Below are 13,954 nucleotides of genomic sequence, written 5' to 3'. Positions count from 1 at the left end.
GTACTATGGGTAAACCTGTCGTAGCCATTGTCGGAAGACCGAATGTGGGAAAATCCACAATCTTTAACCGGATTGCGGGTGAAAGAATTTCAATAGTAGAAGATACCCCCGGAGTGACGCGGGACCGGATATACAGTTCGGCGGAATGGCTGAATTATGATTTTAACCTGATTGATACGGGCGGAATTGATATCGGAGACGAACCGTTTCTGACACAGATCCGCCAGCAGGCTGAAATCGCCATGGACGAGGCTGATGTGATCATCTTTATGGTGAACGGCCGCGAAGGTGTGACGTCTGCGGATGAAGAAGTGGCAAAAATACTGTACCGGACGAAAAAACCGGTCGTATTAGCCGTTAATAAATTAGATAATACCGAAATGAGAGCGAACATCTATGACTTTTATGCGCTCGGCTTTGGAGAACCGTATCCGATTTCGGGCACACACGGTTTAGGATTGGGAGATTTGCTCGATGCTTGTGCCGAGCATTTTAAAAACATTCCGGAGACGAAGTACAGTGATGATGTCGTTCAATTCTGCCTGATCGGCCGCCCGAATGTCGGAAAATCATCCCTTGTCAATGCGATGCTCGGCGAAGAGCGGGTTATCGTGAGCAACGTAGCCGGAACGACTAGAGACGCTGTAGATACGGCGTTCACTTACAATCAGCAGGAATTCGTAATCGTTGACACGGCGGGAATGAGAAAAAAGGGTAAAGTATATGAAACAACAGAAAAATACAGTGTGCTGCGGGCGTTAAAAGCCATTGACCGCTCAGACGTCGTCGGCGTTGTGCTGAATGCAGAAGAAGGCATCCTGGAGCAGGACAAGCGGATCGCCGGATACGCCCATGAAGCCGGGAAAGCCGTCGTCATTATCGTAAACAAATGGGATGCCGTTGATAAGGACGAGCGCACGATGAAAGAATTTGAACAGAATATTCGGGAGCATTTCCAATTTCTCGATTATGCGCCGGTGCTGTTTATGTCGGCACTGACGACAAAGCGGATTCATACACTCATGCCTGCGATTATTAAAGCGAGTGAAAACCACTCTCTCCGCGTGCAGACAAATGTCTTAAATGATGTCATCATGGATGCGGTCGCCATGAATCCGACTCCGACGCACAACGGCTCCCGTCTGAAAATTTATTATGCGACTCAAGTCGCTGTTAAGCCGCCGAGCTTCGTTGTTTTTGTCAACGATCCGGAACTGATGCATTTTTCTTATGAACGCTTTTTAGAAAACCGAATCCGGGACGCTTTCGGATTTGAAGGTACGCCAATTAAAATATTTGCAAGAGCAAGAAAATAAAAAGGTGTGATACAGAGATGAAAAAAGTGGCAATGCTTGGAGCGGGAAGCTGGGGCACTGCACTTTCTTTAGTGCTGGCTGATAACGGACACCAAGTCATGATGTGGGGACACCGTGCCGAATTGATCGATCAAATCAACGAACTGCATGAAAACAAAGATTACCTGCCGGGGGTGGAGCTATCAAGTTCTATCATCGGGACAGCCGATTTAAGCGAGGCTTTAAAAGGAGCTGACTTCATCATTGTGGCAGTTCCGACAAAAGCCATTCGGGAAGTGCTGAAAAAGGCTCTGCCGTACATCCCGAAACAATCGATTTTTGTTCATGTCAGCAAGGGAATTGAGCCGGATTCGCTTCTCCGCATTTCAGAATTAATGGAAGAGGAGCTGCCTGAGGAGTACAGAAAAGACATCGTCGTGCTTTCAGGGCCGAGCCACGCTGAGGAAGTCGGATTAAGACACCCGACGACTGTTACATCATCTTCAAAAAATATCAAGGCTGCAGAAGCGGTTCAGGATTTATTCATGAACCAGCATTTCCGCGTCTATACAAATCCGGATATGATCGGTGTTGAAATAGGGGGAGCGTTAAAGAATATCATTGCTCTTGCAGCGGGGATTACAGATGGATTGGGATACGGAGATAATGCAAAAGCGGCCTTAATCACCCGAGGTCTTGCTGAAATCGCCAGACTCGGCACAAAGATGGGCGGAAATCCGCTCACCTTTTCCGGCCTGACCGGCGTAGGCGATTTAATCGTGACGTGTACAAGCGTTCATTCCCGAAACTGGCGCGCCGGCAACCTGCTCGGCAAAGGATACAAGCTGGAAGCTGTCCTGGATAAGATGGGGATGGTTGTTGAAGGCGTGCGGACGACGAAAGCTGCGTATCAGCTGTCTCAAAAATATCAGGTGAAAATGCCGATCACAGAAGCGCTTCACCAAGTATTATTTAACGGGCAGAAGGTAGAAACGGCCGTAGAATCCTTAATGGCCAGAGTGAAAACCCATGAGATGGAAGACTTGGTCAACACATTCGAAAACCGGGTGAAGTGACAATAACATGCCGTCAGCATATTCTGAAGTGACGAAAGTCCAAAACGCAGAACTCTCCGGCTGAAATCGCTTAAAACATTTGCTGATTTAGGCAGAAGAGGATGCAGACGTACGCATCTAAGCATACTATAGCATCGAAGTCCAAGAGAGTGTATCTCAGACGTACAGGTGAATATAGTCAACTTGACTGAAGCAAAGTCCCCCTCTTTGCTTCAGTTTTTTTGTTTTTTCAATAGATGGAAAACCTGTTGATCTTTTCAACATTTGTATATTAAAATGAAATATAACGCTTACAATGATGGGACGGGGGGCACGAACGTGAGTGTGGCATTGATGAAAATGTGGTTTGCGCTTGGTGCTATGGGATTAATGTTTGTTGCGGTCGCCTCTATTTATGTCAGCAGGTACAAAGTGAAAAACAAACTGATAAAAGCAGCGGTTTCTTCACTCGCTTATGCCTGCATGGTCATCTCGGGATTGATCGTGTTAATGGTCGTTTTCAGCGGGCCTGTCAATGAATAAAGCAAAAAGGGGGCGCGGAATGCATAAGTTAAAAATGGCCGTCATAACGGCAATGGCGGTGCTTCTGCTGTCCGGCTGTCTGTACCCTGAAGCGAAAAAAACTGAAAATAAAGTATCTTACAAACATCAGCTTCAGCAGGTGCAAGCGGCAGTGGATGAATTTAAAAAGGTGAACGGCGGACTTCTGCCGATTCAGACAAAAGATATGAAAACACCGCTCTATCAAAAATATCCGATAGATTTTAAGCGGCTCGCGCCCAGATACATAGAGGAGCCGCCGGCCTCAGCTTATGAAAGCGGAGGAATGTACCAATACGTGCTTGTCGATGTGGAAAATAAGCCGACCGTCAAGCTGGTCGATCTCCAAATGGCGGAAGCAATCCGCGACATGAAGCTGCGTGTCAAAATGTATCAGGAAAAGCATACATATCCTCCCTATGAGGACGCCGTTTCAAAAGGGCTGTTCACTTTAAATGAAAAAAAGCTCGGCATGAAAGACTCTCCTTCAGTCAAAAGTCCGGTTTCAGGCACGTCTCTGCCGCTTTTAATCGGCGCTGACGGAGAAATCTATGCCGACTATCGCGTCGATCTCGCCCGCTGCCTGAAGGAAAACAAAAAGAAAATCAAACCGGGCGCGGAAATTCAGGATATTTTATGGAAAGAGACTCCTTTCGTCCCGGCCTTTTCAGTCACATACACCGTAAATGAAAAACAGGAACCCGTTTTTTTAGAAAGTCAAACGAAACAGGAATGAACCTTTTTCCCGCGCATACAAATAGGGAGAAAGGTTTTTTTGATTTTGATAGAAAAGACTGCCTGAAAATTTTCTAAAGATGTCATATTGAAATAGGACAACGTCATACACATATAGTGTCCTGTATTTGATTGGAGAATGGTGAATGAAAAATGATAAGGATAGGAAGTCCGGGAGGGGATCACTTGGAAAAGGTCGATATTTTCAAGGATATCGCTGAACGAACAGGAGGCGATATATACTTAGGAGTCGTTGGCGCTGTCCGTACAGGGAAATCTACATTCATTAAAAAATTTATGGAGCTTGTGGTGCTCCCGAATATCAGCAATGAGGCCGACCGAGCGCGGGCGCAGGATGAGCTTCCGCAAAGCGCAGCAGGAAAAACGATAATGACCACAGAACCAAAATTTGTCCCGAATCAAGCCATGTCCGTTCATGTCGCGGAAGGGCTTGATGTCAACATCCGTCTTGTGGATTGTGTAGGATATACGGTTCCCGGGGCGAAGGGATATGAGGATGAAAACGGTCCGAGAATGATCAATACACCTTGGTACGAAGAACCGATTCCCTTTCATGAGGCTGCGGAAATCGGTACGAGAAAAGTCATCCAGGAACACTCCACAATCGGGGTCGTCATTACGACAGACGGCTCAATCGGCGATATTGCGCGGGGCGATTACGTGGAAGCGGAAGAAAGAGTCATCGACGAGCTGAAGGAAGTCGGCAAACCGTTTATTATGGTCATCAACTCGGTAAAACCGTACCACCCGGAAACAGAAGCGCTCAGAGCTGAATTAAGCGCGAAATATGATATTCCTGTCCTCGCCATGAGTGTTGAAAGCATGCGGGAAACAGATGTGTTAAGCGTCCTCAGAGAAGCGCTTTACGAGTTCCCTGTGCTGGAAGTCAATGTCAACCTTCCGAGCTGGGTCATGGTGCTGAAAGAAAATCATTGGCTCAGAGAGAGCTACCAGGAATCAGTGAAAGAAACCGTAAAAGATATTAAACGCCTGCGCGATGTCGACCGGGTTGTCGGCCACTTCAGTGAATTTGAATTTATTGAAAGCGCCGGATTGGCCGGAATTGAACTTGGCCAGGGTGTGGCAGAAATTGATTTGTATGCGCCGGATCATTTATATGACCAGATTTTAAAAGAAGTGGTCGGCGTTGAAATCCGCGGGAAAGACCACCTGCTTGAATTAATGCAGGACTTCGCCCACGCGAAAAAAGAATATGATCAGGTATCAGATGCGCTGAAAATGGTGAAACAGACCGGCTACGGCATTGCCGCCCCGGCCTTAACCGATATGAGCCTTGATGAACCGGAAATTATCAGGCAGGGATCAAGGTTCGGAGTAAGGCTGAAAGCGGTCGCTCCGTCCATTCATATGATCAAAGTGGATGTGGAAAGTGAATTCGCACCGATCATCGGGACAGAAAAACAAAGTGAAGAGCTTGTCCGCTACTTAATGCAGGACTTTGAAGATGATCCGCTTTCTATCTGGAATTCCGATATTTTCGGCAGATCATTGAGCTCTATCGTAAGAGAAGGAATCTCCGCAAAACTGTCACTCATGCCGGAAAATGCGAGATACAAACTGAAAGAAACGCTTGAGAGAATTATTAACGAAGGCTCAGGCGGCCTGATCGCCATTATTTTGTAAGCTGAAGGACCTCTTCCTGAAACGGGGGGTCTTTTTTTATTCTTTTTAGATACTGGAAATCAATCAAGGATTAGGAGGAAAAAAGCAAAAAAAGGAATATTTGTTCGGTAAAACACGTGAAAACCTTGACGAGCAAGGGATTGAGGCTTTAAAATGCTTGATATGGCTTTTTATATGTGTTACTCTACATACAGAAAATCTTCACTTTGTTGGACAAACATTCCTCAAAGTGTCTGTTTTCTTATGAAAAGCCGTTTACTTGTCTGTTCTTCCCTGCTTTGATTTTTTATCAGACAGGTTTAGAATCAGGCTGAACTGTGAAGAAATGATAATAAACTGCTGATTTGATACCCTTTTGGGAGGAGGTGAAAGGCATGAACAAGACAGAACTAATCAATGCGGTTGCTGAAGCAAGCGAATTGTCTAAAAAAGACGCTACAAAAGCAGTTGATTCTGTTTTTGATACGATTTTAGATGCACTTAAAAACGGTGATAAAATCCAACTGATCGGTTTCGGTAACTTTGAGGTGCGCGAGCGTTCTGCACGTAAAGGACGTAACCCGCAAACAGGTGAAGAAATCGAAATCCCTGCAAGCAAAGTACCTGCTTTCAAACCAGGTAAAGCTCTTAAAGACGCTGTTGCAGGAAAATAATTGTGAATATAGATCGTGTATGCATCTGATACATACACTTTGTTTCTTCACAGAAAAGCCCCTTGATAAAGGGGCTTTTCATATTTAAGCAGCCCCGGTCACCGGGCAGGACTTTCGTTTTGCTTTTGGCGCGGCAAATGTGCTAGAATCGAAATTAAATGTATTCAATGGTGGAGGACACAGACAATGAAAGAAGTTAATAAAGAACAGATTGAACAGGCGGTTCGCCAGATTTTAGAGGCGATTGGAGAAGATCCGGACCGGGAAGGGCTTTTAGATACGCCGAAACGCGTGGCAAAAATGTACGCGGAAGTATTCTCGGGATTAAATGAAGACCCGAAAGAACACTTTAAAACCGTTTTCGGAGAAGACCATGAGGAGCTTGTTCTTGTAAAAGATATCGCGTTTCATTCCATGTGTGAACATCACCTTGTTCCTTTTTACGGAAAAGCGCATATTGCCTACATTCCGCGCGGCGGCAAAGTGACGGGCCTGAGTAAATTGGCGCGGGCGGTGGAAGCCGTCTCAAAACGCCCGCAGCTGCAGGAGCGCATTACTTCAACGATTGCAGAAAGCATCGTAGAGACCTTAGATCCCCACGGCGTCATGGTTGTCGTCGAAGCTGAGCATATGTGCATGACGATGAGGGGCGTAAGAAAGCCGGGCGCAAAAACAGTGACTTCCGCTGTAAGAGGTATTTTTAAAGATGACGCAGCGGCGCGTTCCGAAGTGTTAGAACATATTAAACGTGCGGATTAATAATGATAGAGGGTGCAGATATGAATTCAAAGCATTCAAGTGATTTTGTCGTCATTAAAGCGGTTGAGGACGGCGTGAACGTCATCGGTTTAACGAGAGGAACGGATACGAAATTTCACCATTCCGAAAAACTGGACAAAGGCGAAGTGATTATCGCTCAGTTTACTGAGCATACCTCTGCCATCAAAGTGAGAGGCAACGCCCTCATCCAGACCGCTTACGGAGAAATGAACAGCGAAAAAAAATAAGCCGGCTGTTTCCCGCTTTTGCCAAATGCCCGCAAACGGCGGGAGAATACAGCCAATTTCTTTTTTTTATGCTATAATGATACCTGCGTATAATAATGACGAGTAAATCTCATACATATTAGAATAAATGTGAATTTGGGGACAAGGGTGATATTTTTGCAAGACATCTACGGAACTTTAGCGAATCTAAATACGAAATTAAAACAAAAGCTGTCTCATCCTTATTTAGCGAAACATATTTCCGCGCCTAAAATCGATGAGGATAAGCTTCTTCTTTTTCACGCTTTGTTTGAAGAGGCGGACATTAAGAACAACGACAGAGAAAATTACATAGTAACTGCGATGCTTGTCCAAAGCGCCCTTGATACCCACGATGAAGTGACAACAGCCAGAGCGTTAAAGCGAGACGAAAATAAAAACCGGCAGCTCACCGTGCTTGCCGGCGACTATTTCAGCGGACTGTATTATTCGCTTTTATCTGAAATGAAGGATATCTATATGATTCGGACGCTCGCTACGGCAATTAAAGAAATCAATGAGCATAAAATCCGTCTGTACGATCGGTCTGTCAATGACTTGAATCAATTGATCGAAAGCATGGCGATTGTGGAAGCGGCCCTGTTTCACAGAGTGTCAGACCACTTTAATCTTCCGCGCTGGAAAGAGCTGGCGAGTGATTTTTTTGTATATAAGCGGCTGATGAACGGCAATGCTATATTTCTCGATGTCATCGGCAATATTGTAAAGTCAGGGAAATCAAAGGCTGACATAATGGAAGATAGCTTCCGAAAGGCAAAGCAAAGCATTGAAACGCTGCTGCCGCTCAATTCACCAATCCAAAACCTAATGCTGAACCGGCTTAAGGCGATCAGCCAGGACAAAACATATCATCAGAAAGTGGAAGAAGGGTAATCAACATGCAGGAGTCAAAAGAACAGCGCGTACACGGCGTGTTTGAAAAAATCTATAAAAATTATGACCAAATGAACTCTGTTATCAGTTTTCAGCAGCATAAAAAATGGCGCGATAAAACGATGCAGATCATGAATGTAAAAGAAGGCGCAAAAGCGCTTGATGTCTGCTGCGGAACGGCTGACTGGACGATTGCCCTCGCAGAAGCAGCCGGAAAAAGCGGCGAAATCAAAGGACTGGATTTCAGCAAAAATATGCTGAGCATCGGCGAGAAAAAAGTGAAAGAGGGCGGTTACAGCCAAATTGAGCTTTTGCACGGAAATGCGATGGAGCTTCCTTTCGCTGATGATTCTTTTGATTTTGTCACCATCGGCTTCGGGCTGCGGAACGTTCCCGACTATCTGACCGTGCTGAAAGAAATGCGGCGGGTCGTCAAACCGGGCGGGCAGGTCGTATGTCTGGAAACATCCCAGCCGGAAATGTTCGGATTCAGACAGGCATATTTTCTATATTTTAAATACATCATGCCTTTCTTCGGAAAAATGTTTGCGAAGAGCTATAAAGAATATTCTTGGCTTCAAGAATCGGCAAGAGAATTTCCCGGTATGAAAGAACTTGCGCGTCTGTTTGAAGAAGCGGGCCTGACGAATGTCAAATACCATTCGTTTACCGGCGGAGTGGCCGCTACGCATATCGGTTGGAAATGATGAATATACAGATGTTTGGGTGAATGATATGAAATTTAAAATGGCCTATTCTTTTTTAAATGACGATATTGATGTGATCGAAAGGGAGCTTGAGCAAACGGTGCGGTCAGACTATCCCTTGCTGAGTGAAGCCGGGCTCCATCTGCTCCAGGCGGGAGGCAAGCGGATCCGCCCTGTTTTCGTATTGCTTTCCGGCATGTTCGGCGACTATGACATTAATAAAATAAAATATGTTGCGGTGACGCTGGAAATGATTCATATGGCGTCCCTCGTGCATGACGACGTCATTGATGACGCCGAGCTGCGGAGGGGAAAGCCGACCATCAAAGCCAAGTGGGACAACCGTATCGCCATGTATACCGGTGATTATATGCTTGCGGGCTCACTTGAGATGATGACGAGATTGGATGAGCCGAAAGCCCACCGGATCCTGTCCAAAACCATCGTAGAAGTATGCCTCGGAGAAATTGAACAGATCAGAGATAAATACAATATGGAACAAAACCTCAGAACCTATTTGCGCCGCATCAAACGGAAAACGGCTCTTCTCATTGCCGTCAGCTGCCAGCTCGGCGCCATCGCTTCGGGAGCTGATGAGAAGATTCACAAAGCATTATATTGGTTCGGCTATTACGTGGGCATGTCCTACCAGATTATTGACGACATTCTTGATTTCACTTCAACGGAAGAGGAACTGGGAAAACCGGTCGGAGGGGATCTGCTGCAAGGAAATGTCACTCTGCCCGTTTTGTACGCGCTCCGTCAGCCTGAATTGAAAAATCAGCTGAAATTAATTAACAGTGAAACAACACAGGAGCAGCTCGCCCCCATTATTGAAAATATTAAACGCACAGACGCGATTGAAAAATCAATGGCCGTCAGTGACAGGTACTTAAAAAAAGCGTTTGAAAAACTGAATACACTGCCGAGAGGACGGGCGCGCTCATCATTGGCCGCCATCGCCAAATATATCGGCAAACGGAAATTTTAAATTCCTTTTACGAACAAGATGTGAACATTCTCCGCCCTGGATTGATTAATTGTCAGAAAGATGTTACGATTTCGGTGTGCAACTTGAAAGCCTATACATAATGATGGGGTGGAGAATCTTATGGAAAAAACTTTTATCATGGTAAAACCGGACGGCGTACAGCGCCAGCTGATCGGAGAGATTTTATCCAGATTTGAGCGTAAGGGCTTACAATTGGCAGGAGCCAAGCTAATGCAAGTTTCAGAACAGATGGCTGAAAACCATTATGCTGAACATAAAGGGAAGCCGTTTTTCGGCGAGCTTGTGGAATTCATTACATCAGGACCCGTATTTGCAATGGTATGGGAAGGGGAAAATGTAGTAGAGATCACAAGACAGCTGATCGGAAAAACGAACCCGAAAGATGCACTGCCGGGCACGATCCGCGGTGACTACGGCATGTTTGTCGGCAAAAATATCATTCACGGTTCAGACTCCTTAGAAAGCGCTGAGCGGGAAATTGACATTTTCTTCAAACAGGAAGAGCTTGTACCGTATCAAAAATTAATGGCCGACTGGGTGTACTAAGCCGTCAGCCTTTCTTTTTCTCTTGTTATGAAAAGGTTTACATATTTTAAAAAAGACAGAGGCTGCGCTGCCCTGTCTTTTCATTTCTCACAAATCAGCCTGCGGGCTGATTTTTTTATTGAAATCGTACAAATTAGAAAGAAAACAGGCTATACTAGGACAAAAGACAGCGAGATTGGGAGAGAAGCAATGGAGCCTTACGAAATTTTTATCACCAAGTGGAAACAAATAACCGGCGTTGATTTATCTTTATACAAAGAAGCACAGATGAAAAGGCGGCTGACGTCCCTTTATGAAAAAAAGGGATTCAAAGATTTTCAGGAATTTGCCGCCGCTTTGGAGAAAGACAAGCTTTTATTAAATGAAACATTGGACAGGATGACGATCAATGTTTCTGAATTTTACCGAAATTATAAACGGTGGGAAGTTCTTGAAACCTCAATTCTTCCGTTAATAAAGCATAACAAACCGTTAAAAATATGGAGTGCGGCCTGTTCAACGGGGGAGGAACCCTATACTTTGGCCATGATTCTCAATCAGCAGACGGGGCTGGCCGGATTTGATATATTGGCGACAGATATTGATGAAAAGGCGCTTGGCAAAGCCAAGCGGGGCATCTATCAGGAACGCTCGCTGCAAGAGGTGCCGGCTTCCGTGAAAAGCCGTTATTTCACCAAGCGGGCTGACAACAGTTATCAAGTAAAACAAGAGATTCAAAAAAACATCCGGTTTAAGCGGCACAACCTGCTCGCCGACAGCTATGAACAGGATTTTGATCTGATCGTCTGCCGCAACGTCTTTATTTATTTTACTGAAAAAGCAAAAGAAGAACTGTATGTGAAAATGGCGGGCAGTCTGAAAAAGAACGGAATTCTGTTTGTCGGAAGCACAGAGCAGATTTTCAGCCCGGAAAAATTCGGCCTTGAGAGCACTGATACATTTTTTTATCAAAAAAGATAGAAGACATTTAATGAAAACTTGTGGTATAGTTTTACTTAAAAGCGTTAATGCGATGAAGGGAGAAGAAAGAAATGAGATACTTAACAGCCGGAGAATCACACGGTCCGCAGCTGACGACAATTATAGAAGGTGTGCCTGCGGGGCTTTATATAACTGAAGAAGATATTAATTTTGAGCTTGCCAGACGTCAAAAAGGGCACGGCCGCGGACGCCGTATGCAGATTGAAACGGACAGAGCGAAGATCACAAGCGGCGTGCGGCATGCCCGGACACTCGGTTCACCCATCGCGCTCGTTGTAGAAAATAAAGATTGGACTCACTGGACAAAAATCATGGGCGCCGCACCGATTACAGAAGAAGAAGAAAGTGAAATGAAACGCCAGATTTCAAGACCGAGACCGGGACACGCAGATTTGAACGGTGCTATTAAGTATAATCACCGCGATATGAGAAATGTGTTAGAACGATCTTCCGCGCGTGAGACAACGGTTCGCGTGGCTGCCGGAGCCGTCGCTAAAAAGATTTTAGCGGAGCTTGGCATTAAAGTCGCCGGACATGTCCTGCAAATCGGCAGCGTAAAAGCAGAGAAAACCGATTACACATCCATTGAGGATCTCAAACGGGTAACGGAAGAATCACCGGTCAGATGCTACGATGAAGAAGCAGGCCGTCAAATGATGGCAGCCATTGATGAAGCGAAGGCAAACGGTGACTCGATCGGCGGAATCGTTGAAGTGATCGTCGAAGGTATGCCGGTCGGTGTCGGAAGCTATGTCCACTATGACCGTAAGCTGGACAGCAAGCTCGCTGCTGCCGTTCTGTCGATTAACGCGTTTAAAGGCGTAGAGTTCGGCATCGGTTTTGAAGCGGCCGGCAAAAACGGCAGTGAAGTTCATGATGAAATCGTATGGGATGAAGAGAAAGGCTATACACGCGCCACAAACAGGCTCGGAGGATTAGAAGGCGGTATGACGACGGGAATGCCGATTGTCGTCCGCGGCGTTATGAAACCGATCCCTACTTTGTATAAGCCGCTGAAAAGCGTCGACATTGAAACGAAAGAACCGTTTACAGCGAGCATTGAACGTTCAGACAGCTGTGCGGTTCCGGCAGCAAGCGTAGTGGCTGAAGCAGCAGTGGCCTGGGAAATCGCAAATGCCGTCGTAGAACAATTCGGGCTTGACCAGATCGACCGCATTAAAGAAAATGTTGAAAACATGAAAAAACTATCGAGGGAATTCTGATGAAAGAGCTTGAGGTTCGGACAGCTTCCTCCGCATATCCCGTGTATATCGGTGAAGGCATAAGGAAACAGGCCGCTTCCCTTTTGTCTTCACTGAACAGGCCGCTGACAAAGATCCTTCTCGTCATCGATGCTGAAGTTGACCGGCTTTACGGCGATGAGATGTTCCGGCTTTTAAGCGAAACATGGCTCGTGAAAAAAGTAATCGTTCCAAGCGGAGAAGAAGCGAAGTCTCTAAAAGAGTATGAACGGATTCAAACGGAAGCGATCGCTTTCCATATGGACCGCTCCTCATGTATGATCGCCTTCGGAGGCGGCGTGACGGGTGATTTGGCCGGCTTTTGCGCAGCAACATTTATGCGAGGAATTGATTTCATTCAAATGCCGACGACACTGCTTGCCCATGACAGCGCGGTCGGCGGCAAGGTGGCCGTCAACCATAAACTCGGAAAGAACTTAATCGGCGCGTTTTATCAGCCGAAAGCGGTGATTTACGATACGGAGCTTCTGAAAACCCTGCCGGAACAAGAGCTGAGATCGGGCATGGCTGAAGTGATCAAACACGCGTTTATCGCCGATCATGCTTTTTTAGAAAAACTTCTCACGTTTGACACGTTGCAAGGACTGACAAGCGCTGAGCTGAATGAAATGATTTATAAAGGAATTTCAATCAAATCGGCCGTCGTGCGTGAGGACGAAAAGGAAGAGGGGATAAGAGCTTTTCTGAATTTCGGCCATACGCTCGGCCATGCCGTTGAGGCGGAATACGGCTACGGCCGGATTACACATGGAGATGCGGTCGCCCTCGGCATGCAGTTTGCCCTTTACGTGAGTGAACAGGTTGCGGGTTGCAAGATGAACAGGAAAGAACTCACACAATGGCTGATTGGGCTCGGCTACCCGGGAAGCATCAGACAAGATATTGAAACGACGGTTCTCTCCGCCCGGATGATGAATGATAAAAAAACACGCGGAGGCATGACACAGTTCATCGTGTTAAAGGAATTAGGCGAAGCGCGGGACTGCATGCTTTCAAAAGATGAGCTCGAAAATTTGCTGAACAAATGGCGAATGGAGGAAACAGCATGATGATACGCGGCATTCGCGGAGCAACAACGGTGGAACAAGACACCGAACAAGAAATTTTAGAAAAAACACAGCAGCTGCTTGAAAAAATCATTGAACAAAATGGATGCAAGCCGGAAGACGTTGTGCAGATCCTGTTATCCGCCACGCCTGATATCCATTCCGTATTTCCGGCAAAAGCGGTCCGCCGCCTTTCCGGGTGGCAGTACGTCCCGGTGACGTGCATGCAGGAAATGGATGTCACCGGCGCTCTGCAAAAGTGTATCCGTGTCCTGATGACGGTTCAGACGGATACGCCTCAGGATGAAATCAAGCATGTCTATTTAGAAAAAGCCGTTGTGTTAAGGCCGGATTTATCATTGACAAAAAATACTGACATGTAATACGATAAACAAAGCTTAGAAATACACAAGAGTGTGTATAGAGCTGGTAAGTAAGATATTGAACAGTTGAGTTTAGAATAGGGTAGCAGAGAATGAGTTTAGCTGAGCTGAGATAAACACGTTTTTATTCTGCC

General features: G+C 45.9%; 16 protein-coding genes. All 16 read left to right on the top strand.

The genetic code is table 11. The annotated features are described in order from the left end of the window. Positions 1-5: 5 nt before the first annotated feature. Positions 6-1,316 carry a ribosome biogenesis GTPase Der gene (der, locus tag VP472_RS10890; protein WP_003153433.1) on the top strand — a complete coding sequence of 437 codons (1,311 nt, stop codon included), beginning with the start codon at positions 6-8 and terminating at the stop codon, positions 1,314-1,316. Between the two features lie 17 nt (positions 1,317-1,333). After that, a complete protein-coding gene (locus VP472_RS10885; RefSeq protein WP_003153434.1) occupies positions 1,334-2,371 on the top strand; it encodes an NAD(P)H-dependent glycerol-3-phosphate dehydrogenase in 1,038 nt (345 codons plus the stop codon). Between the two features lie 318 nt (positions 2,372-2,689). Beyond that, positions 2,690-2,893, top strand: coding sequence for a DUF2768 domain-containing protein (locus tag VP472_RS10880; protein ID WP_003153435.1), 204 nt, complete (start codon positions 2,690-2,692; stop codon positions 2,891-2,893). A gap of 19 nt (positions 2,894-2,912) precedes the next feature. Further along, the gene (locus tag VP472_RS10875) at positions 2,913-3,647 is read left to right on the top strand and encodes a hypothetical protein (RefSeq protein ID WP_146277098.1); all 735 of its coding nucleotides are present in this window, start codon (positions 2,913-2,915) and stop codon (positions 3,645-3,647) included. A gap of 185 nt (positions 3,648-3,832) precedes the next feature. After that, positions 3,833-5,311 carry a stage IV sporulation protein A gene (gene spoIVA / locus VP472_RS10870; RefSeq protein ID WP_003153438.1) on the top strand — a complete coding sequence of 493 codons (1,479 nt, stop codon included), beginning with the start codon at positions 3,833-3,835 and terminating at the stop codon, positions 5,309-5,311. Positions 5,312-5,685: 374 nt separating this feature from the next. After that, entirely contained in the window at positions 5,686-5,964 is a 279-nt protein-coding gene (gene hbs, locus VP472_RS10865; RefSeq protein ID WP_003153447.1) for a non-specific DNA-binding protein Hbs, read from the top strand. Between the two features lie 186 nt (positions 5,965-6,150). Further along, positions 6,151-6,723 carry a GTP cyclohydrolase I FolE gene (folE, locus tag VP472_RS10860; protein WP_003153448.1) on the top strand — a complete coding sequence of 191 codons (573 nt, stop codon included), beginning with the start codon at positions 6,151-6,153 and terminating at the stop codon, positions 6,721-6,723. Between the two features lie 20 nt (positions 6,724-6,743). After that, entirely contained in the window at positions 6,744-6,971 is a 228-nt protein-coding gene (gene mtrB, locus VP472_RS10855; RefSeq protein WP_003153449.1) for a trp RNA-binding attenuation protein MtrB, read from the top strand. Positions 6,972-7,127: 156 nt separating this feature from the next. Beyond that, on the top strand, positions 7,128-7,883 hold the full coding sequence (gene hepS, locus VP472_RS10850) for a heptaprenyl diphosphate synthase component 1 (RefSeq protein WP_007409455.1): 756 nt from the start codon (positions 7,128-7,130) through the stop codon (positions 7,881-7,883). Positions 7,884-7,888: 5 nt separating this feature from the next. Continuing rightward, a complete protein-coding gene (gene menG / locus VP472_RS10845) occupies positions 7,889-8,590 on the top strand; it encodes a demethylmenaquinone methyltransferase (protein ID WP_003153453.1) in 702 nt (233 codons plus the stop codon). Between the two features lie 28 nt (positions 8,591-8,618). After that, complete coding sequence (gene hepT, locus VP472_RS10840) at positions 8,619-9,581, top strand: heptaprenyl diphosphate synthase component II (RefSeq protein ID WP_003153454.1); 963 nt, start codon at positions 8,619-8,621, stop codon at positions 9,579-9,581. A gap of 120 nt (positions 9,582-9,701) precedes the next feature. After that, positions 9,702-10,148: a nucleoside-diphosphate kinase gene (gene ndk, locus VP472_RS10835; RefSeq protein WP_003153455.1), complete on the top strand. Its 447-nt coding sequence runs from the start codon at positions 9,702-9,704 to the stop codon at positions 10,146-10,148. Between the two features lie 189 nt (positions 10,149-10,337). Further along, positions 10,338-11,108, top strand: a complete 771-nt coding sequence (locus tag VP472_RS10830) for a protein-glutamate O-methyltransferase (RefSeq protein ID WP_146277096.1) — start codon at positions 10,338-10,340, stop codon at positions 11,106-11,108. 71 nt (positions 11,109-11,179) lie between these two features. Then, positions 11,180-12,352: a chorismate synthase gene (gene aroC, locus VP472_RS10825; protein WP_003153459.1), complete on the top strand. Its 1,173-nt coding sequence runs from the start codon at positions 11,180-11,182 to the stop codon at positions 12,350-12,352. After that, on the top strand, positions 12,352-13,440 hold the full coding sequence (gene aroB, locus VP472_RS10820) for a 3-dehydroquinate synthase (RefSeq protein WP_146277094.1): 1,089 nt from the start codon (positions 12,352-12,354) through the stop codon (positions 13,438-13,440). The genes aroC and aroB overlap by 1 nt, the downstream gene beginning before the upstream one ends. Then, on the top strand, positions 13,437-13,820 hold the full coding sequence (gene aroH, locus VP472_RS10815; protein WP_003153463.1) for a chorismate mutase: 384 nt from the start codon (positions 13,437-13,439) through the stop codon (positions 13,818-13,820). The genes aroB and aroH overlap by 4 nt, the downstream gene beginning before the upstream one ends. Positions 13,821-13,954 lie beyond the last annotated feature (134 nt).

The sequence above is a fragment of the Bacillus sp. MT(2024) genome (assembly GCF_036362845.1).
GTDB lineage: Bacteria > Bacillota > Bacilli > Bacillales > Bacillaceae > Bacillus > Bacillus velezensis.
This window is presented reverse-complemented; position numbering and strand designations above follow the sequence as displayed.

Coding starts and splice junctions, on each gene's coding strand:
- der (WP_003153433.1), top strand. CDS start 6: ATGGGTAAACCTGTCGTAGCCATTGTCGGAAGACCGAATGTGGGAAAA.
- VP472_RS10885 (WP_003153434.1), top strand. CDS start 1,334: ATGAAAAAAGTGGCAATGCTTGGAGCGGGAAGCTGGGGCACTGCACTT.
- VP472_RS10875 (WP_146277098.1), top strand. CDS start 2,913: ATGCATAAGTTAAAAATGGCCGTCATAACGGCAATGGCGGTGCTTCTG.
- hbs (WP_003153447.1), top strand. CDS start 5,686: ATGAACAAGACAGAACTAATCAATGCGGTTGCTGAAGCAAGCGAATTG.
- folE (WP_003153448.1), top strand. CDS start 6,151: ATGAAAGAAGTTAATAAAGAACAGATTGAACAGGCGGTTCGCCAGATT.
- mtrB (WP_003153449.1), top strand. CDS start 6,744: ATGAATTCAAAGCATTCAAGTGATTTTGTCGTCATTAAAGCGGTTGAG.
- menG (WP_003153453.1), top strand. CDS start 7,889: ATGCAGGAGTCAAAAGAACAGCGCGTACACGGCGTGTTTGAAAAAATC.
- hepT (WP_003153454.1), top strand. CDS start 8,619: ATGAAATTTAAAATGGCCTATTCTTTTTTAAATGACGATATTGATGTG.
- ndk (WP_003153455.1), top strand. CDS start 9,702: ATGGAAAAAACTTTTATCATGGTAAAACCGGACGGCGTACAGCGCCAG.
- VP472_RS10830 (WP_146277096.1), top strand. CDS start 10,338: ATGGAGCCTTACGAAATTTTTATCACCAAGTGGAAACAAATAACCGGC.
- aroC (WP_003153459.1), top strand. CDS start 11,180: ATGAGATACTTAACAGCCGGAGAATCACACGGTCCGCAGCTGACGACA.
- aroB (WP_146277094.1), top strand. CDS start 12,352: ATGAAAGAGCTTGAGGTTCGGACAGCTTCCTCCGCATATCCCGTGTAT.
- aroH (WP_003153463.1), top strand. CDS start 13,437: ATGATGATACGCGGCATTCGCGGAGCAACAACGGTGGAACAAGACACC.